The sequence below is a fragment of the Tenacibaculum sp. FZY0031 genome (assembly GCF_036350695.1).
Classification (GTDB): domain Bacteria; phylum Bacteroidota; class Bacteroidia; order Flavobacteriales; family Flavobacteriaceae; genus Polaribacter.
The window spans coordinates 106,335-126,366 of sequence record NZ_JAZDVY010000004.1; the positions used below are offsets into that span (position 1 = coordinate 106,335).

Below are 20,032 nucleotides of genomic sequence, written 5' to 3' on the forward strand. Positions count from 1 at the left end.
AAATGAGTAATATAAACACATTAATAGCCTACTTAAATCCCAAAAAGCATAAGGGAGGCAGTAGCGGAACACTAGAATATCATTTTATAAAAATTGATGAGGATTTTTTAAATGAAAACCAAGATGTTCTTTCTAAAAACATAACAAAATCAATAAAAAAGAAGTTAGAAGATCCGTTAAGTAGTCCGTATACACAAATTAATGCTTCTTCAGTTTTATATGTTGAGGTTAAAGGAGGTGAAATTTCATACTATTTTCAAAAAGAGATAAATGGAGTTACTAAATACTTAACCTTAGAAAACTTACTAAACAACCAGAGTAGCAACGATTTTTTTGTAGCGTTAGATGATAGCAATTTTGTAAAAATAGAAGAGCAAGACCAACTATATTATCATAAAGCTCAAGAAGCAATATACACACGTAATACTCAATTGGCAGAAATACAGATATTCTCCAAAAGAGCATTGTACTATAATCCAAAAGAATTAGGAGGACTTACCAATGGATCTTACCTTTTAGATTTTAAAGATGCAAAAGGCTATACTGGAGGATTTATAGAAAGAGTATTAGGTGATTTAACCGATGAAATAGATTCTTCTGATACTGCTAAAAGACAAGTATTGGTAGAACTAAACTCTAAAGAAGGAAATTTATATTGGTATCCAGATAAAGTAATAAGTAATAATAACGAAGTAACATTGTTTTATGATTATCACCCTACCGAGAATGATGATTTTGAGGTTGACCCCTATAAAGAAGGTTTTGCTATAAAGTTAACATTTAAAAATGTAGAAGGGTTTTTAGGTTTTATGATGGTAACATACTTTCAAAATGGAATATCTATTTTAGATACTTCAGAAGGGAGTAACAAATATAACTTTTGTAAAAAATACCTAGATATTATCTATTTGCTGTTAGAAAGAAGTAAAAATAATATTAATGAGGCATTAACTTATTTATACTATATCCCCTCAGAAGTTTTTGAAACAGAAGTTCTAAAATATAGAGATCCAAAAAATAAAGAAAAAACAACTTTTGGAGTGGGGTATTTGTGGAAAACTATTGGGGTAGCCTTAGAAGGGATGTTAACTAATTACGGAGTTAACAGCGAAGACATTATTTTAAAGCTACTACATGGAATAAAACTCACTCAAAAAGATGAAGAGTATAAGGTAAAAGAAAAAAATGATGAAGTTTTAAAACAACTCTTAATCCGTAAAACAAGTTCAAAAAACAGTTATTTATTAACATTATATGGAAAGTTAAATACAAGTTCTTTTGTAGTATATAATACATTTATTTATAAACTATGGCGTAATAGTAGTTTTACGGATCCAGCAAATGAAGTGTTTAGCAAAACTTCTCCTTTAGTAGAAACTAAAAACCCAAACACACCAAGATTAATACTGCCGTATAAAACCAATAAGTTAGCAGGTTTTTACAGTAGTAATATGAACTTAGAGTTTACTGAAACAGGAAATATAGTAGTAACTCCACATGAAAGCGTTATAGCTGATGTAGTAAAAGTACTTCATCCAGATTTGGGAGAACTGGTAGAAAAATTTACTGAAGAAGATTGGCAATCTGAATATCACCCGCTACAACCTGTTTTTATTGCCGATGCTTCTAAAGATAAAGCCATTGCAGTACAACGTTTTTCACCAATGTTGTTACTTAAGGCAAATGAAGATAAAAGCTTTTGGAGTAATATGGCTACTGCTGGTGAATATGGTGTAGATGTGATTACTACTTTATCAGGAGTAGGGAACTTAGCAAAATTTAGGCACTTAGCACGTATCGTAAAAACAGCAGAAACACTCAATAAAAGTAATAAGTTTATACGTACGTATACCATATACAAGACAGTAAAAGGAGCAGCAGCAGGTGCCGAAATTACTAGTGGTACCGTAAATGCATTGTTAAAAATTACCAATGTTAAAGAAAAAGAATTAGGAAAAGCCATAAGCGAATTCCTATTTTGGTTAGAACTAGCTTCCTTGTCTGGTGAAATTGCTTTGGCTACTAAAAATGGTATAAAAAGTACTGCAAAGAAACTCTTTAAAAAAGAAACAGAGTTTGAAAAGTTATTAGAAAAACAAGTAAATTATCCAGATCCAAAAAAACGAATTTCTCGAGTAGACAAATATAAAATACTTAAAGAATTAAGGGAAATAGCAGAGTTAGATATAGATACAGCTTTAAAAGATTATTTATTGTTCAGACCTAAATTAGCTCATAAGGTAAACCAAACTACAAAATTATGGAGAGCTAAATCTCTAGTTTCTATAACAAAAACTGAAATTATAGAATTGTTTATAAGGCACTTAGACGACTTTCCAGGTTTAGTAAAAGGGCATAACCAAGCCGATTTTAAAATTAAATTTTTTGACAAAGGGAAGCAAGTAGATGAAGTTAGCGAGTTTTCTTTATCTGGTTATAAGCAAAGAATTTTAGATAGGTTTGGAAACCCGCCAAAGTTACCAGCTAATACCATAGATGTATTTGAAAACTACGATGAGTTTACTAAATTTGTTACAGGTGCTTATGATTTAACAGGAAAACCAAGGAAATATGATAGTGAAATAAAATTTATTTACAATTTCTTAAAAAATCATGTAAATAAAGCTGATGAATTTGTGATAGAAACTAGTAATATTTTTGCTACATGTACCAGTTGTTCTCGTGAGTTTGTTATGTTGGAAGAATATTTAAAGACACTAGGTAAAAAAGTGAAGTTTGTGGTTAAAACCGATGAAGCTGTAAGTGGTTTTACAGATTTAAAAGAGTTGTATCCTGAGATTAAGGGTATAATGAAGAAATATGAAAGAATGTATGACAAATTAAAAAAGAAAAAATAATGGAATTAAAATATTTACAAAAATTAAAAGACAACCCAAGCTTAAATCCTAGAATTAAGATAGAAGGGTTAGGGAAAGATAAAATTCAAGAACTAGAGTCTCACTATAATAGAGGAGATAAGTTTCCATTAGCATTTAGAGAATATTTATTTTTAGCTGGTATAAGAAGTGGAACAGGTGTTGTTGATAATGATTTTGAAGAACTAAGAGAAGATTGTGAAGAAAGTTTAGAAAATTGTGGATATACAATGAATCGACCTTATTTTGTCTTTGATAGACTAGATAGTATATATAGTATCTTTTTTTTAGACGAGGATAAAGAAGATCCGGATATATATATATTAGATCCGTATGGCGCTTATGAAGAGCTTGAACCTTTTTTAAAAGATGTAAAGTATACGTTTAGTAAAATGATTAATGATGCTATTCATAGAAAACTAAATAATATACCGTTATAGAAGCTAATTAAAAATAGTGACTTAAATAAGTTTATTAGAATTCGCTTTAAAACCCGAATTATCAATTATTCGAGTTTTAAAGCGAATTTTAAGTTTTAAAAACTTGTCAGCTCTTCCTGTTTTTTTCGACAAACGATAAAACTATGTATAAATGGCGGTACAAGATATTCAAAACTATTCCTATCAAAATATTTTTTCGTTACAAACAGTTCAGTTTGAAGAATTATGTGTGGTCAACTCACCACAGCAAATAGATCAATACAAGGTGTTTTGGATAAAAGAAGGAAAAGGGAGGTATAACATCGATTTTAAAAGTTACTCTTTTGAAGATGGAGTATTGTTTTTTTTATCACCAGGACAAGTATTTTCAGTAGATTCCGAAAAAATTAAAGAAGCCTATCAACTTAGTTTTACAAGAGATTTTTATTGTATTCAAACACACGATGCTGAGGTGTCATGTAACGGGGTATTGTTTAATAATATATATGAAACCCCTTTTGTAGTACCTTCAGAAAAAGAAACGCAAAAATTAGATTTTATTTTTCAAAATTTAATAGAAGAATTCGAATTGGAAGAAACAGCCCAATACGATATGCTACAATCGCTTTTGAAACAGTTTATTGTATATTCTGTACGTATAAAAAAAGAAAAAGATTTTGTAAAAGAGAATATAGAAACCAAGCTTTTTAAAGATTTTAGTTTATTGGTAGAACAAAACTTCAAAAAAATACACCGAGTTACAGGATATGCTTATCGCTTAGGTTTATCACCAAAATCATTAACCAAACACCTTCAAAAAATAGGAACAGAAACACCGAGTGATTTTATTAAAAATAGAATTATTACGGAAGCGAAAAGATTGTTGCTGTACACAGATGATTCTATTAAAGAAGTTGCTTTTGATTTAGGATTTAATGATCCTGCCTACTTTTCTCGCTTTTTTACCAAAGCTACTGGGCAATCGCCAAAACAATTTAAAAGAAGCTATAGCTTGTAAAAGAAAAAACCACGCAACGCGTGGTAAACTACACAACTAATAAAGTTTTTTGTTACACTAATACAAACAACCTTTCTGACAGTTTAAAAGTACTAAGGAAAGCATGCTTTTGTGTTACCCTTATTTTACCAAAATGTAAAAAAAAGCCAGCTTTATGTAAGAAAACTGTTAGTGAAAATAGTGTGTCCAAGTTTTAAGAACCTTTGTCCATTTTTTAAGGTCTACTTCCGTCGCATCTTTGTACCAGAATTTAAAAACAACAAATTATGAGAACAGAAATTAACCAATGCCCAAATTGTTGGGGGTATCAAGAATACGACGAGCAGTTTTCAGAAAGAGAAGTATGTAACTGCGAAAAAAATTAATTAAAAACAACTTTAGAAATAATAAAATTATGAGTACAAGAATTGAAACGTTGAATCCAAAAACTACAACAGGAAAATCAAAAGAATTGTTTGATGCAGTTCAAAACAAATTAGGATTTATTCCCAACCTAATTAAAGTAATGGGAAATTCACCAGCACTTTTACAAAGCTATTTAAGCTTAGGAGAGTTAAACGGAAGTGGAAACTTTTCAAACAAATTTAGAGAGCAATTAGCTTTAGTTATTGCAGAAGAAAATAAATGTAATTATTGTTTATCAGCACATACAGCAATAGGAAAAAACAACGGTTTGTCAGAAAGAGAAATTGAACAAAATCGTCAAGCGGAAGCTTCTGATGCTAAAATCAAAGCAGGCTTACAATTTGCACAACGTGTTACAAAAAACAAAGGAAATGTTAGTTCAGCAGAAATAGCTGAGGTAAAAGCAGCAGGGTATAACGATGGAGATATTTTAGAAATCGTTTTAAATGTAGTAGCTAACACCTTAACAAACTATGTAAACCATATTGCAGAAACCGAAGTTGATTTTCCAAAAGTAGAAGCAGGAAAATTCACACAAAAAGCATAAAAACGAATAGCTTTTGCAGCCTTATTAACAGAGTGTAGTTACGGGGTTTTAGGTTGCACAGCTATTCGTCTATACAAGTAAAACTATAAAAATCAATAAAAATGAAAAAAGCAGTAGCTATTTTAGTATTATTCGTTGGATTTGCATTTACAGCAAATGCACAAAAGGCAAAAACCATTTCTTTAGAACAAACAAAAGGAAAATTTACTCAACAATCCTTAACCCTTCCAGAAGGAACCTATGTTTTTGAAATTTCAAACAAGAACGTAGGACATGATGTAGGGTTTGTATTAGCACCAAAAGGAAAAACAGAAGAAAAACACCATATAAAAAACGCATATGTAACTTCTTTAGTAAAAAACAACAGTAAGTCAAGTTCTAAAAAAGTAACCTTAAAAAAAGGAGAGTACGTATATTTTTGTCCGTTGAATCCTACACCGCAATACACTTTAACAGTAAAGTAGTGTTTAAAATTGATTAATAATTGAAAAGAGCTCTAATACAGGGCTCTTTTTTTTGATAAACAAAAGAAGTTTAGTTCTTTATTAAGATTAAAAGGACATTTATTCAGAAAGAGAAAACATACTTCCAAGTCCATCGTAATTATTATCAGAAATCTCTAAGGTATTTGGTTTTACAATTCTAATGATTCCTGAGAGTATAATTCCAGAAATTTGATGATCCTTAGAAAGTTGTAAGAATCGTTCTTCTTTATTTGAATAAATCGCTTTTTTCATAGTGAGAGTATAGGTACCTTTTAAAATCTCTTCGCCATCCTCAAAAATTGAAAACTGATAGTTTTTTTCTAAGGTTAGCTGTACTTTTTTACCAAGTGATTCAGGAGTTTTATGAATATGATTTCCAAAACCACCATCGGTATTGGTCCAATTCCACGTTCCGACCAAATCGGAATTATCAATGTTTTTTATTTGACTAGAAGCACATGAGATTAGTGTAAAAGCAAATATGTAAAGTAGGTTTTTCATGGTGAAGGGTTTTTTGTTTACTTTTTTATTTTTTGTTCTCTCCCAATTAGGAAATATAAAATAGCACCAAAAAAGTTGGTTAATAAAACAACGAAAACCCAAACAATTTTATTGTTTCCTTTAAACTCACTTTTTAAAATATCAAAAAGAGCAATAATTGATGGTAAAATTCCTAGTAGTACAACAACTAGTATTAAGATAAGTTGCCATACTCCAATCATTCCTAAATAAGTCATTACAATAACAATTTTTAAATACTAAAAATAGTAAAAAAAGTTAACCTTTGGAATTGAAAAAAAACGATTCCACCTCCTTTGTCGTTCGGAATGACAGTAAAAAGGGTTGTCTTAAGAAGAAAAACGTCATTAGAGTTTCTATAAGAAATACACTAATGACGTTTTAAAAGTATGGGAAATGATACTATGTATTCATAATATCTTCTATTTCGTCAGCTTCAATAGGTATGTTGCGCATTAAATTGAATGGCTCACCTGTTTCTTGAACAACCACATCATCCTCTAAACGAATACCAAAACCTTCATCAGGAATATAAATACCAGGTTCAACTGTAAATACTTGGTTTGCTTGCATTGGCTCATGTAACAATCCGTAGTCATGCGTATCTAGCCCCATATGGTGAGAAGTACCATGCATAAAGTATTTTTTGTATGCTGGCCAATTTGGATCTTCGTTTTGAACATCTGCTTTGTCTAATAAGCCTAAACCTAATAGTTCCGAAGTCATTAATTTACCAACCTCTACATGATACTCAGCCCAAAGAGTTCCAGGAACTAACATTTTTGTAGCATCATCTTTTACACGGTTTACAGCGTTGTACACTGCTTTTTGTCTGTCAGTAAAACGTCCAGAAACAGGTATGGTACGCGTCATATCAGAAGAATAATTTGCGTATTCAGCTCCAACATCCATTAATAATAAATCACCTGCTTTACATTGTTGGTTATTTTCAATGTAGTGTAACACGTTTGCGTTGTTACCAGAAGCAATAATAGGTGTATAAGCAAATTTCTTAGAACGATTTCTAACAAATTCGTGAATAAATTCTGCTTCAATTTCATATTCCCAAACACCAGGTTTTACGAAATCTAATACACGTCTAAATCCTTTTTCAGTAATATTACAAGCGGTTTGAATTAAATCAATTTCAATTGGGTCTTTTACTGAACGTAAACGTTGTAAAATAGGGTTGCTTTTTGCTACTGAATGTGCAGGATATTTGTTTAATAACCACTTAGTAAAACGTGTTTCGCGAGTTTCAGTTTCAACATTAGCACGATAGTGTTCGTTAGTATTGATATAAACAGTATCAGCTAAAGCCATCATTTCAGCTAATACTTTTTCTAAATCTTGTAACCAGTGTACGTTTTTAATCCCGCTAGTTTCTAAAGCCTTTTCTTTGGTTAGTTTTTCACCTTCCCAAACAGCAATATGCTCATTAGTTTCACGTAAAAATAGTACTTCACGTAAATTTTCTTTCGGACAATCTGGGAATAAAATTAAGATACTTTCTTCTTGATCAACTCCACTTAAAAAGAAAATATCACGGTGTTGTTCAAAAGGTAATGTGCTATCGGCACTTACAGGATAAATATCGTTTGAGTTAAAAACAGCTAAACTATTTGGCTTCATTTGTGCCATAAAGTTTTTGCGGTTTTTTATAAATAATTGACTGTTTATTGCGTCGTACTTCATAATGATTCAATTAAATTGATAAGATTCCCTCAAAAATACGGAAAGAAACTGTGCAAATATTAGCCATTTGGCGCTAATTTATATTTTTTCGAATTCTGCTCATATGTCGAGTAGAAATCCCTAAAAACGAAGCTAAATAATGTAACGGAACTTCTTGAAGTAGTTTGGGTTCGTTTACGAGTAGTTTAGTATAACGTTCTTCGGGAGTTAAAGTCAACAAATCAATACGGTAATCGTCAATTAAAAAAATTTGATTTTCTATAAAGTTGTAATAAAATTGATGAAAAGCCTTGTTGTTTTTCATTAGGTGTTTAAAATCATTAATCTTTAATACCCAAAGTTTACAAGCGCTTAATGCTTTTATGTTTTTGGGCGAAGGAGTTTGTTGTAAAAAACTCTTTAAGGAAGAGGCGAATCCGTTTCTTAAAGCTAAATAGGTGGTTTTTTCTTGTCCAGAAACGCTAACAGCGTATTGTAAAATACCACTTTCTACAAAACAGAAATACCGACAAGCTTCTCCTTTTTTTACTAAAAATTCATTTTTGGATAAAGAGAGCTCTTTAAAACAGTCAATAACTTCAGGAATTAACGTGTTTAAGTTTTCATCATTTATGATGTTTTGTATGCGTTGTGTAATAGCTTTTTTAGAAGCGTCCATTTATGGAAATAAATTTTAGCTTAAAAGTATAAAAAAAGGATGCTTTTTACAGCATCCTTTGTAATAATTTATGTTAAGTGAGTTATTCTAACTCAACTGTTCCCATATCTGTATTTTCTCCTAATACTACAGTAACTTCTTCAACAGTTTTAGCAGTTAATCCAGAAGTTTCGTCAGGAGTAAAAGTTACGCTATACGTACCAGCAGGTACTCCGTGTAACATAAATTTACCTTCTTCATTTGTTAACGCAGTGATAGGTTCTTCGGTACCAGAAACAGCACTAACCTCTACTTGATATTCAAATGGGTTTACCATTCCAGAAATAGCACCAGAAGCCGCTTCAGTAGTTACTCTAATAGTTGGCTTTAAGCTGTAGTCACCAGTGCCTTCAACTACGATTGATTTATCAACCATAAAATCTAAGATAAACGTGTACTTTACACCACCTACTAAATCTTGGTGTACGTTTAATTTTAATCCTGATTGTTGTGCACTAGGGGTTGCTAATGGATACGTTTCTCCATTTACAACAATAGAATTGTTATTACCTAAAACTAAGCGAATTTGCCCAATTTTACCAGCAGGGATTTCAGTATCCACTAATAAAGCGTCAATTCCACCAGTTAACTCAAGTAAGTTGTATACTTGTGGAGTAACGTTTCCAAGGCTTTGCCAACCATTTTCTTCGTCTCCAGCGTTAACCATAACGTCCTGTACGTCGATGTTTACTTCATCGTAATCTCCAGGAGCATCTACTAAGCGAACTGCTACTTGAGACGTTTGGGGATCGTCACTAGAACAGCTAACAAATGCGGTAAAAAAAGTTGCTAATGCAACGAGTAATAAAACATGTTTTTTCATAATTATTGGTTTTTGTAATACACAGTAATTATAACAAGATTTATACCAAAATATTGTTTCACTTAGTGAGTAAAGTGTCAAAAACACTGATAATTAAACAGATAAAATGTTATTTTATTAACTCTTAAGATGGTTTGTTGTTATTCCTTCTGTTACGGTTATTTCGTTTTCTAGGGGTATGTTTTTTTGAACTTTCTGTTGAGGTTTTTTTGTTTTTTTTATTTGGATTAGAAGAGGCTTTAAACGGTTTTTTAGCAGGTTTATTTCTAGGTTGCTGCTTTGGTCGTTCAGTTTTAACTTCATTTTTTATAGTAGATAAATCAAACCCTTCTAACTCGGAAATAGTGATTTTTTGTCCTAATAACTTCTCAATACTTTTTAAGTATGCTTCCTCTTCTTGAGCTACTAATGAAATCGCTTCTCCACTGGCACCGGCTCTTCCTGTTCTACCAATTCGGTGTACATAATCTTCAGGAACGTTTGGAAGTTCAAAATTAATAACATGGGGTAGCAATGGAATGTCTAATCCACGTGCAGCAATATCAGTAGCTACCAAAACACGGATAGAGTTGTCTTTAAAACCTTTTAAGGCTTTAGTTCTTGCTCCTTGACTTTTGTTTCCGTGAATAGCGGCTGCAGAAATTCCTCGTTTAACTAGTTTTTCAGTCAACCTGTTAGCACCATGTTTAGTTCGAGTAAAAATTAAGACTTGACTCCAATTTCCTTTTGAAATTAATTGACCAACTAATTCGGTTTTCTTGCTTTTTGGAACTTTGTATAGTTTCTGATTTACTTTTTCAGCAGTCGTATTTTCAGGAGCTGCTTCAACCAATACAGGATTGTGTAAAATACCTTGGGCTAATTTTTTTATTTCTTTTGAAAAAGTAGCTGAAAACAATAAATTTTGACGTTTTTGAGGTAAAAAAGAGATGATTTTTTTAATATCTCGTAAAAAACCCATGTCGAGCATTCTGTCTGCTTCATCTAAAACTAAAACATCTACACGTTTTAAAGAAAGTTGATTTTGTTCGTGTAAATCGATTAATCTACCAGGCGTAGCGACCAAAACATCAATTCCGTTTTTAAGTGTTGCGATTTGAGAGCTTGGTTTTACACCACCAAAAATAGCGGTGGACTTAATGTTTAAATGGGTGCTGTATTCGCGTACATTATCATATACCTGTGCCGCTAGCTCTCTTGTTGGTGTTAGTACCAATGCTTTGATTGGACGATATTTTGGATTCTTTTTTTCTGAGATATTCTGTAAAATAGGCAAGGTAAATCCGGCCGTTTTTCCAGTTCCGGTTTGTGCAGAAGCTAATACGTCTTTGCCTTCTAAAATAACTGGAATTGCTTTTTCTTGAATAGGGGAGGGAGTTTCATACCCTTTTTCGGTTACAGCTTTCACTAAAGCTTTTGATAAACCTAACGATGTAAATGTCATATATAATTCTTCAGTAGTATCTAAAGAAAATACCACTATGAGCCAACAAAGGTACTGCTATTTTATTGGGCTTTGGCTATAAATAAAAAAGACGCCTTATTTAGACGTCTTTTTTTTAAAGTTTTAATATGTGTTTAACTTTTAGCCATGGCACTTTTTATAATACCAACAATAACTAATAAAACAGCTCCACCAACACCACTACCAGCAATATTACCAATAATACCAGAAATATCAATATTTAACATTCCTAGTAATTGAGCACCAAGCCCCCCTCCTAAAATTCCTACCACCGAATTCCATAGGGTACCTAGAGAAAACTTTTTTAACAAAGCCCCAGCAATGTTACCACCAATGGCACCACTTAATAAGCTAATTAATAATTCCATAATTTATAATTTTTGATTAGTTAATTGGAATTAAAGAAAGTAAAAATTAATGTATAAAACAAATAAAATCAGTGTATTATATTTTCCCTAGATGAAACAAAGCGTCTCCCATATTAATAATAGGAAAGTTGTTTTTAGCAATAATATAACCGCTTGTAGGAGATTTTATGACAAAGTTTGTTTCACCATAGGTGTCCATAATATGGCCTAAAATTTGTCCTTTTTCAACCTTGGCACCATTATGAACAGTTGCTGTAAATAACCCAGCAACTTTGGCCCGAATCCAGTTTCTTTGGTTAATGTGAATAGAGGGGCTGTTTTCAGAAACTTCAATCCTCTCGTTTATCATTTTAAAGTGTTTTAAAATACGAAGTGTTCCATTTATACCTTGCTGAATAGCTTTTTCTTCTAGTCTTAATGATTCTCCCCCTTCATATACAATTACAGGAATATTGTTTTTATAACATTGATTTCTAAAAGATTTTGGAATAAGTTTAGAACCAAATAAGAAGGGTGCATTAAAAATGTTGGCGAGTTGGAATCCTATCTTATCTTCAGGAGTATATCGTATTTGTGGAAAGTTGTTTCGTTGTTCTCCTCCTGTATGGAAATCAATAGCAAAATCTACATTATTTGTAATCTCTTTCATTAAGTAATACGCCATTCTGCTTGCTAAAGAACCCGTTTTTGAACCGGGAAAGCTTCTATTTACGTCTTTACCGTGCATGTCTCTTGACATATTTAAAAAACCAAAGACATTCAATAAAGGAACTACGATAACACAACCTCGATGTATTTGGTATGATTTATCAATTAGCATTCTTCGAACCAATTCAATACTATTTACTTCGTCACCATGTAAACCACCTTGTAGGAGAATAGTTGGCCCTAATTGATCACCATTAAAAATATACACAGGAATTTCTATCAGTGTACCAGTAGGTAGTCTATCAATTGGAATTTTAATTAATTTAGATTCACCTAAACCAATTTTTTGTCCACGAATTTCTACAGTTGCGTTTTTAAAATTTTGTTCGAACATTTTTCTTCTAAAAATTTAATAATAGCCTTAGCAATATTATCCTTGGTGTAAGCTTCAATTCCTTGTAATCCAGGAGTAGAATTCACTTCAATTAATAAAGGACCTCTTTTAGATCGTATCATATCAATGCCAGCAATAGGTAAGTTTAGATGTTGAGCTGCATTGATAGCTATTTCTTCTTCCTCAGCAGTTAAAGTAACCTTGTGTCCACTGCCACCTTTATGAATATTAGAACGAAAATCTTCCTCTAGTCCTTTACGTTTCATAGAAGACACCACTTTACCGTTTACAACAAAAGCACGAATATCTTCACTATTGCTTTCTTTGATAAATTCTTGTAATAAAATACTGGTATTTGTTCCGTGCATGGTGTCAATAATAGACATGGCAGATTTTTTACTTTCAGCTAAAATTACTCCAGAACCGTGGGTTCCTTCTTGTAATTTGATAATTAGAGGAGCACCACCTAATACATCTATTTGCTCAGCTATATTTTCAGTATCTACTGAAAAAACAGTCTGTGGAATGGGAAGTCTATTTCGGCTCATTATTTGTAAGGTACGAGCTTTGTTTTGTGCGTTAACAATACCTAAATAACTAGCAGTACTATATACCCCGTTCATTTCAAATTCTTTTACAACTGTTGCTCCGTGTTTCATGGCTGAAACACCTATTCGAGGAATAATAACATCAGGAATATCAATAATATTTTTACCCTGATATAGAATAGCAGGCTTACCATCGCCAAGTTTTATAGAACATTTTAAATGGTTTATAATTTCAACTTTATGTCCACGACGACGAGCTTCTTTATATATTCTCTGTGTTGAATAAATTTGGTCACTAACAGAAAGAATAAAAATAGTCATACGCCTAAAAATTTGAGGTTAAACAAAGCTACTAATTTTTTTGTTTGACAAAAATTTCTAAAAGAAGTCTCTCAATATTCTGTTAATTTTTTTGAAATAGTATTTGCTTACAGTATTTTCACTTCTTCTAAACCAAATTATAATGAGAATCGTAGCCAAATTTTTTATCGCTTTATTTCCTCTGGCAATTGTTGCACAACAACATACACCTGTAGAAAAGGTGCAACAAGCGTTACAACAAAAGGAAGTTTTAATTAGAAACTCTACGGTAAAAAATATACCGTTTAAAAATATTGGACCTACAGTAATGAGTGGGCGTGTGGTGGACATTGATGTAAACCCAGAAAATACTACAGAGTTTTATGTAGGATATGCCTCAGGAGGAGTATGGTATACTAATAACAACGGAACTACTTTTACTCCAATTTTAGACAACTCTCCTACACAAAATGTAGGTGATATTGCTGTAGATTGGAAAAATGGAACAATTTGGGTTGGTACAGGAGAAAACAATTCTTCTCGTTCATCGTATGCAGGAATCGGAATTTTAAAATCTACTGATAAAGGTAAAACTTGGACAAACGTAGGGTTGCTTGATTCACATCATATTGGACGAATTTTAATCAATCCGAAAAATCCAGATGAGGTAATCGTTGGATCTATTGGTCATTTATACTCATCAAACAAAGAAAGAGGAGTTTTTAAAACCACTGATGGAGGAAAAACTTGGGCAAAAACCTTATTTATTAATGAAAACACAGGGATTATAGATATTCAACCAGTACCGAACAACTTCAATATTTTATATGCTGCTGCTTGGGAGCGTGAACGTAAAGCATGGAATTTTGATGGAGACGGAAAAAATTCAGCAATATATAAATCGACCGATGCAGGAAATACATGGACTAAAATTTCGGATAACAATGGTTTTCCTAATGGAGATGGAGTAGGAAGGATTGGCTTAGCGGTGTTTAATGAAAATATAGTATATGCGTTTCATGATAATCAATTCAGAAGAAAAAAGGATTCTACCAAACAAGCTAAAGGCTCAGGAGCTTTGACAAAAGAAGAACTTGCATCGATTTCAGTTGATGAACTTTTGAATATGAAAGACAAAAAATTAAATTCATATATCAAAATGAACGGACTTCAAGAGAAATATCGTGCAGAAAATATTAAGCAAATCATCCGTGCAAGTCCAGGAGAAATGAGACCAAGCGATTTAATTGGTTACTTAAAAGATGCTAATGCAGCGCTGTTTGATACTCCTGTTATAGGAGCAGAAGTTTTTAAAACAACTAATGGAGGAAAAACGTGGAAAAAAACACATGAAGGATATTTAGATGATTTATACTATTCGTATGGATACTATTTTGGTGAAGTTCGCGTAGATCCACAAGATGAAAACGGAATTTATGTATTGGGGGTTCCAATTTTAAAATCGAAAGATGGAGGAAAAACATTTACATCCATTAGTAAAGAAAATGTGCATGCAGACCATCAGGCTTTATGGGTAAATCCTAAAAAACAAGGACACTTAATTGATGGAAATGATGGTGGATTAAATATTTCATACGATGATGGTGAAAGCTGGATTAAATTAAATCAGCCAGCAGTTGGGCAGTTTTATACGGTATATGCCAATAATCAAGAAAACTATAAGGTGTATGGAGGAATGCAAGATAATGGCGTTTGGGTTGGAGACCATAATGCTAAAATTGATAAAAGATGGCATCAAACAGGGAAGAATCCTTATGAAAGTTTAATGGGAGGTGACGGTATGCAAGTAGCCGTTGATGATAGGAATCCAAACATTGTATATACAGGATATCAATTTGGAAACTATTATCGAATTGATAGAGCTACAGGAAAACAAACCTACATTCAGCCGAAACCTAAAAAAGATAAGCCAGCATATCGATTCAATTGGCAAACTCCTATTCAGTTATCAAAACACAATCAAGATATTTTATATTTAGGAGGAAATAAGTTACATCGTTCTTTAAACAAAGGTGATGATTGGGAAGAAATCTCAGGAGATTTAACCAAAGGAGAAAAAGAAGGAAATGTAGCTTACGGAACTTTAACTACAATTTCTGAAAGTCCATTTCAATTTGGGTTAATCTACGTAGGTTCTGATGATGGATTGGTACAAGTGACTAAAAATGGAGGAGGAAGCTGGGAGAAGATTTCAAATTCTTTTCCCCAAAATTTATGGGTAAGTCGTGTAATCGCTTCAAAATACAAGAAAGAGCGTGTATATGTTACGTTAAACGGATACCGTTTTGACGATTTTACACCATATGTATACATGTCTGATGACTACGGAAAAACATGGAAAGACATTAGCGGTAACATTCCAACTTCTGCGGTAAATGTGATTAAGGAAGATCCAGAAAAGGAAAACATTTTATACCTAGGAACAGATAACGGATTGTATGTTTCTTTCAATCAAGGTTCAACATGGGAAGCTTTTAGCAACGGATTGCCAAATGTTGCAGTACACGATTTAGTAATTCAACCTAAAGCAAAACATTTATTAGTAGGAACGCATGGGCGTAGTTTATACAAAGCAAATATTACTTCGTTACAAGAATTTGATAATAAAGAAGCTATTTTCAGTATGAAGGATATTAAGAAAAGAAAATCTTGGGGTAGTTCTTGGAGTAAATGGTTAGAACCAAGTACACCAAAAATCACAATTCCGTTTTATGTAAGTACAGATAAAGAAGTTGAGTTAGAAGTATACTCAGATAAAGTTTTGGTAAACACTATAAAAACGAATGCGACGAAAGGGTTTAATGAAGTAGTGTATGATGTTTCTTTTTCTGAAAAAGGAAGAAAAAAGTACTTAAAGAAACACAAAGATGCTGAGATAAAAAAAGCAAAGAATGACAAATACTATTTACCAAAAGGAAAGTATAAAGTAACGATGGGTGAGTTAAATCAAACATTTGAAATAAAGTAGTTTGTAACATTTTTTAATTTTTTGACTCTTATAAATAAAAACTAAAAGTATTTATGAGTAAGCCATTAAATTATACCTGTCCAAAATGTGATAATAAAACCTACGAAGTAGCTGAAATGAGAGCAACGGGAGGAACGTTATCTAAAATTTTTGATGTACAAAACAAAAAGTTTACGAGTGTAACTTGTAAAAGATGTAGTTATACTGAGTTTTACAAAGCGAGAACGAGTGCTTTAAGCAACATATTCGATTTCTTTACGAACTAGGAAATCTGATAAAAATTTGGATGAATTCTAATAGAAACATTACTATTTTTGCGGCATGGGAATTATACGTGTAAACGACATTCGTGTTTTTACAAATCACGGATGCTTAGATGAGGAAGCAAGAATCGGTTCGGAATACCGAGTAGATATCGAAGTAAAAGCCGATTTACAAAAATCAGCACAAACTGATGAGCTGGTTGATACGGTAGATTATGTGCATTTGAATCAAATTGTAAAAGAAGAGATGGCAATTCGTTCTAAATTACTAGAACATGTTGCTCAACGAATTTTAGATAGAATATTTAAAGAGATACAATTGGTTGATGAAGCGGAAGTTAGCGTAGCAAAAATTAACCCACCCATTGGAGGAAATGTTGCTGAGGTAGCAATTGTTTTATTAGAAGTACGTAAAAAGTAAAAAAAGCTTGCAAAAAACGATAAAAGCTGTAAATTTGCAGTCCTTATCAATATAAGGTGTCGTGGCCGAGTGGCTAGGCAGTGGTCTGCAACACCATCTACAGCGGTTCGAATCCGCTCGACACCTCAAAAAGCACATCGTTTAGATGTGCTTTTTTGTTTTCCTTAACAAATTAATTCGTTAAAATTCTGCATCTTTGTAGCTATGCGAATTTATCCGATAGAAACAGGAAACTTTAAATTAGACGGAGGTGCTATGTTTGGCGTAGTTCCGAAAACGATTTGGCAAAAGACAAATCCAGCTGATGAAAACAACATGATCTCAATGGGCATGCGTTGTATGTTAATTGAAGATGGTAATCGTTTAACACTAATTGATACAGGTATCGGTAATAAGCAGTCCGATAAGTTTTTTGGATATTATTACTTATATGGAGACTTTTCATTAGATACTTCTTTAGCACAATATGGTTTCCATAGAGATGATATTACCGATGTGTTTTTAACACACCTACATTTCGACCATTGTGGAGGAGCAATTCAATGGAATAAAGACAGAACAGGCTACGAGCCTGCTTTTAAAAATGCACGTTTTTGGAGTAACCAACGTCATTGGGACTGGGCAGTACATCCAAATGCGAGAGAAAAAGCCTCTTTTTTAAAAGAAAACATCTTGCCAATTGAAGAAAGCGGACAATTAAACTTTTTGCATCTAAATGCAAAAGATTATGTTGGGTTTGATGTATTGTTCAAAGACGGACATACCGAAAAACAAATGCTGCCAAAAATAGAATACCAAGGAAAAACATTGGTGTTTATGGCAGATTTATTACCAACAGCAGGTCACATTCCTTTGCCTTATGTTATGGGGTATGATACAAGACCACTACTTACCTTAAAAGAAAAAGAAGCTTTTTTAAACGAGGCAGCCGATAAAGAATTTTACCTGTTTTTAGAACACGATGCTTACAACGAAGTAATAACCGTAAAGCATACAGAAAAAGGAGTTCGTTTAAAAGAAACATTTAAGTTTACAGATATTTTTAATTAAGATAGAGATTATGAGAGTTTTAAAGCCCGTATTTTACTCGGCAATTGCAGTGGCTACCTTAGCTAGCTGTAAAACAGTAAGCAAAATCCCTGTGCCAGCAGGAAGTAATACCGTAGTGAATATTCCAGCGAAAAAAGCGGAGTTAACCGATTACGAACAAGAAAACTGGCAACATTTAGACTTGGCTACAGATACAATTCCAGGAATGAGTGTAAATAAAGCCTATGAGTTTTTAAAAGGTAAAAAGCATGTTGGAGTTGTCGTTGGAGTTGTTGATTCAGGAACTGATTTAAAACATGAAGATTTAGTTGATGTAGCTTGGGTAAACACGGAGGAAATTCCCGGAGACGGAATTGATAATGATAAAAATGGCTATGTTGATGATATTAACGGATGGAATTTCTTAGGAGATGCGTACAAAGAGCATTTAGAGTATGAGCGTATTTTAATGAAGCCGGAGGTTGCAGATGCTGAAACCTTAGCAGAAGTAAAAGCGTATCAAGCTGAGAAAATAGCAGAAGCAAAGAAAACAGTTGCTCGTTATGGAGGTTTAAAAGGAATGATTTCGGATGCTGATAAAGCCTTTACTAAATACTTTGGAAAATCAACCTACACTAAAGAAGAAGTAGAAGCCATCAATACCAATGACGAAATGTTAGGCAATGCAAAAAACCTTGCTACTAGAATGTTTGGTTATTTTGATACACTTGAAGAAGCAAAAGAGTACTTTGAAAAAGGTATTAAAGATGCTCAAAAGACTATTAATGGAGATAATTTAAAAACGGATTACCGTACAGTTGTTGGTGATAATGCGTATGATATTAACGATAAACCAGGATACGGAAACGGTAATACAGGTCACTCTGAAAAAGGAGAAGCGCACGGTTCTCACGTATCAGGTATCATTGGAGCAACAAGAAATAACGACAAAGGAATGAACGGAGTTGCCAATGTGAAAATTATGGCTGTTCGTTCAGTATCTGATGGAGATGAGTATGATAAAGATGTGGCTTTAGGGATTCGTTATGCTGTGGATAACGGAGCAAAAGTAATCAACACAAGTTTTGGTAAAGGTTTCTCTCCTAATAAAGAATGGGTTTACGATGCAATTAAATATGCAGCATCTAAAGATGTGTTAATTGTAAATGCAGCAGGAAATGATGGTAAAAATATTGACGTAGAGAAAACCTTTCCTAATGATGCACCAGATTTACTAAATGAAGTTGCAGATAACTTTTTAACTATTGGAGCAATGAGTGCTAATTATGATAAAACATTACCAGCAAACTTCTCTAATTACGGTAAAAAGAATGTAGATGTATTTGCACCAGGAGTACAGGTATATTCAACAACTCCAGATAATGAATACAAGAAGTTTAATGGAACGTCAATGGCTTCTCCAGCAGCAGCAGGAGTTGCAGCATTAGTACGTTCTTATTATCCTGAGTTAACAGCAAGTCAAGTAAAGCACATTTTAATGAACTCTGGAACGAAGATAGATTTAGAGGTTGTTAAACCAGGAACTAGAGATGAGATGGTACCTTTCTCAGAATTATCAGTATCAGGGCGTGTTGTAAATGCATACAATGCTGTTAGAATGGCTGATAGAATGGTAAACGGAAGAAAATAAAACCAGTATAAACAAGCTAAAAAAGAGCATTATTTTTTGATGCTCTTTTTTTGTTATAGGAAAACACATGCAACTAGAATTCAACAAAAAAACACAGGAATTAACAATAAAAGATGAAGTACCCATGCATTCATGGTTAATTATCTCTTTGATGTTGATTAATGGAATTAATATGGGAGTTCAGTTGTATTTAATGAGTTATAAAAACAATGAAACTCTTTTTGTTTTTATGTTTTTGCTTGCAGTAGTTTCTGTAGTAGTAATATTTTATTATGTGGTAAAAAGATCGTGGAAATCTAAATACTTACTTAATGAAATAGAAGGGATAGAAACCCGAAAAACCAACGGAAGAGATCGGGTTTTTCTAAAATTACGTAATGGAAAAAGACGTAGTTTTCCAGTATTAAAAAATGAAAAAGAACTAAGTGATTTTAAGAGAACACTAACCTTAATGGGGATTAAATCAGTTTAA

20 protein-coding genes and 1 tRNA gene are annotated in these 20,032 nt (G+C 32.6%); 12 read left to right on the forward strand and 9 right to left on the reverse strand.

From position 1 onward, the window contains the following. Window positions 1-2 precede the first annotated feature (2 nt). The 5 genes from V1T75_RS06645 (at window position 3) to V1T75_RS06665 (ending at window position 5,729) form a co-directional block, all read left to right on the forward strand. On the forward strand, window positions 3-2,858 hold the full coding sequence (locus tag V1T75_RS06645; RefSeq protein WP_330487771.1) for a hypothetical protein: 2,856 nt from the start codon (window positions 3-5) through the stop codon (window positions 2,856-2,858). After that, window positions 2,858-3,316 (forward strand): hypothetical protein, encoded by a 459-nt coding sequence (locus V1T75_RS06650; protein WP_330487772.1) that lies wholly within the window; start codon window positions 2,858-2,860, stop codon window positions 3,314-3,316. Before V1T75_RS06645 ends, V1T75_RS06650 begins: the two co-directional genes overlap by 1 nt. Before the next feature lie 151 nt (window positions 3,317-3,467). Next, window positions 3,468-4,313 (forward strand): helix-turn-helix domain-containing protein, encoded by an 846-nt coding sequence (locus V1T75_RS06655; protein ID WP_330487773.1) that lies wholly within the window; start codon window positions 3,468-3,470, stop codon window positions 4,311-4,313. A gap of 394 nt (window positions 4,314-4,707) precedes the next feature. Beyond that, window positions 4,708-5,265, forward strand: coding sequence for a carboxymuconolactone decarboxylase family protein (locus V1T75_RS06660; protein ID WP_330487774.1), 558 nt, complete (start codon window positions 4,708-4,710; stop codon window positions 5,263-5,265). Between the two features lie 101 nt (window positions 5,266-5,366). Continuing rightward, window positions 5,367-5,729 (forward strand): cupredoxin domain-containing protein, encoded by a 363-nt coding sequence (locus V1T75_RS06665; protein ID WP_330487775.1) that lies wholly within the window; start codon window positions 5,367-5,369, stop codon window positions 5,727-5,729. Between the two features lie 99 nt (window positions 5,730-5,828). Here V1T75_RS06665 and V1T75_RS06670 read toward each other — a convergent pair whose 3' ends face one another. From V1T75_RS06670 to V1T75_RS06710, 9 genes are all read right to left on the reverse strand, one after another. Then, window positions 5,829-6,251: a hypothetical protein gene (locus tag V1T75_RS06670; protein WP_330487776.1), complete on the reverse strand. Its 423-nt coding sequence runs from the start codon at window positions 6,249-6,251 to the stop codon at window positions 5,829-5,831. 17 nt (window positions 6,252-6,268) lie between these two features. Next, window positions 6,269-6,487, reverse strand: a complete 219-nt coding sequence (locus V1T75_RS06675) for a PLD nuclease N-terminal domain-containing protein (protein WP_330487777.1) — start codon at window positions 6,485-6,487, stop codon at window positions 6,269-6,271. A gap of 184 nt (window positions 6,488-6,671) precedes the next feature. Further along, a complete protein-coding gene (locus V1T75_RS06680; protein ID WP_330487778.1) occupies window positions 6,672-7,964 on the reverse strand; it encodes an aminopeptidase P family protein in 1,293 nt (430 codons plus the stop codon). 73 nt (window positions 7,965-8,037) lie between these two features. Next, window positions 8,038-8,622, reverse strand: a complete 585-nt coding sequence (locus V1T75_RS06685) for a Crp/Fnr family transcriptional regulator (protein ID WP_330487779.1) — start codon at window positions 8,620-8,622, stop codon at window positions 8,038-8,040. 82 nt (window positions 8,623-8,704) lie between these two features. Next, the gene (locus V1T75_RS06690; protein WP_330487780.1) at window positions 8,705-9,484 is read right to left on the reverse strand and encodes a DUF4382 domain-containing protein; all 780 of its coding nucleotides are present in this window, start codon (window positions 9,482-9,484) and stop codon (window positions 8,705-8,707) included. A gap of 124 nt (window positions 9,485-9,608) precedes the next feature. Continuing rightward, window positions 9,609-10,928 carry a DEAD/DEAH box helicase gene (locus tag V1T75_RS06695; protein ID WP_330487781.1) on the reverse strand — a complete coding sequence of 440 codons (1,320 nt, stop codon included), beginning with the start codon at window positions 10,926-10,928 and terminating at the stop codon, window positions 9,609-9,611. A gap of 134 nt (window positions 10,929-11,062) precedes the next feature. Further along, window positions 11,063-11,317 (reverse strand): hypothetical protein, encoded by a 255-nt coding sequence (locus V1T75_RS06700; protein WP_330487782.1) that lies wholly within the window; start codon window positions 11,315-11,317, stop codon window positions 11,063-11,065. Window positions 11,318-11,393: 76 nt separating this feature from the next. Next, the gene (locus tag V1T75_RS06705; RefSeq protein ID WP_330487783.1) at window positions 11,394-12,359 is read right to left on the reverse strand and encodes a succinylglutamate desuccinylase/aspartoacylase family protein; all 966 of its coding nucleotides are present in this window, start codon (window positions 12,357-12,359) and stop codon (window positions 11,394-11,396) included. Beyond that, window positions 12,326-13,228 carry a RimK family alpha-L-glutamate ligase gene (locus V1T75_RS06710; protein WP_330487784.1) on the reverse strand — a complete coding sequence of 301 codons (903 nt, stop codon included), beginning with the start codon at window positions 13,226-13,228 and terminating at the stop codon, window positions 12,326-12,328. The genes V1T75_RS06705 and V1T75_RS06710 overlap by 34 nt, the downstream gene beginning before the upstream one ends. Window positions 13,229-13,370: 142 nt before the next feature. On the opposite strand from V1T75_RS06710, the gene V1T75_RS06715 reads away from it, so the two are divergent. The 7 genes from V1T75_RS06715 (at window position 13,371) to V1T75_RS06745 (ending at window position 20,032) form a co-directional block, all read left to right on the forward strand. Continuing rightward, window positions 13,371-16,196 carry a VPS10 domain-containing protein gene (locus V1T75_RS06715; RefSeq protein WP_330487785.1) on the forward strand — a complete coding sequence of 942 codons (2,826 nt, stop codon included), beginning with the start codon at window positions 13,371-13,373 and terminating at the stop codon, window positions 16,194-16,196. Between the two features lie 53 nt (window positions 16,197-16,249). Beyond that, window positions 16,250-16,462, forward strand: coding sequence for a zinc ribbon domain-containing protein (locus tag V1T75_RS06720; protein ID WP_121146520.1), 213 nt, complete (start codon window positions 16,250-16,252; stop codon window positions 16,460-16,462). A 55-nt stretch (window positions 16,463-16,517) separates the two neighbouring features. Continuing rightward, window positions 16,518-16,880 carry a dihydroneopterin aldolase gene (folB, locus tag V1T75_RS06725; RefSeq protein WP_330487786.1) on the forward strand — a complete coding sequence of 121 codons (363 nt, stop codon included), beginning with the start codon at window positions 16,518-16,520 and terminating at the stop codon, window positions 16,878-16,880. A 55-nt stretch (window positions 16,881-16,935) separates the two neighbouring features. Continuing rightward, a tRNA-Cys gene (locus V1T75_RS06730) sits at window positions 16,936-17,006 on the forward strand. 78 nt (window positions 17,007-17,084) lie between these two features. Beyond that, complete coding sequence (locus V1T75_RS06735) at window positions 17,085-17,930, forward strand: MBL fold metallo-hydrolase (protein WP_330487787.1); 846 nt, start codon at window positions 17,085-17,087, stop codon at window positions 17,928-17,930. A 10-nt stretch (window positions 17,931-17,940) separates the two neighbouring features. Beyond that, window positions 17,941-19,560 carry a S8 family serine peptidase gene (locus tag V1T75_RS06740; RefSeq protein ID WP_330487788.1) on the forward strand — a complete coding sequence of 540 codons (1,620 nt, stop codon included), beginning with the start codon at window positions 17,941-17,943 and terminating at the stop codon, window positions 19,558-19,560. 67 nt (window positions 19,561-19,627) lie between these two features. Then, window positions 19,628-20,032, forward strand: coding sequence for a hypothetical protein (locus V1T75_RS06745; RefSeq protein WP_330487789.1), 405 nt, complete (start codon window positions 19,628-19,630; stop codon window positions 20,030-20,032).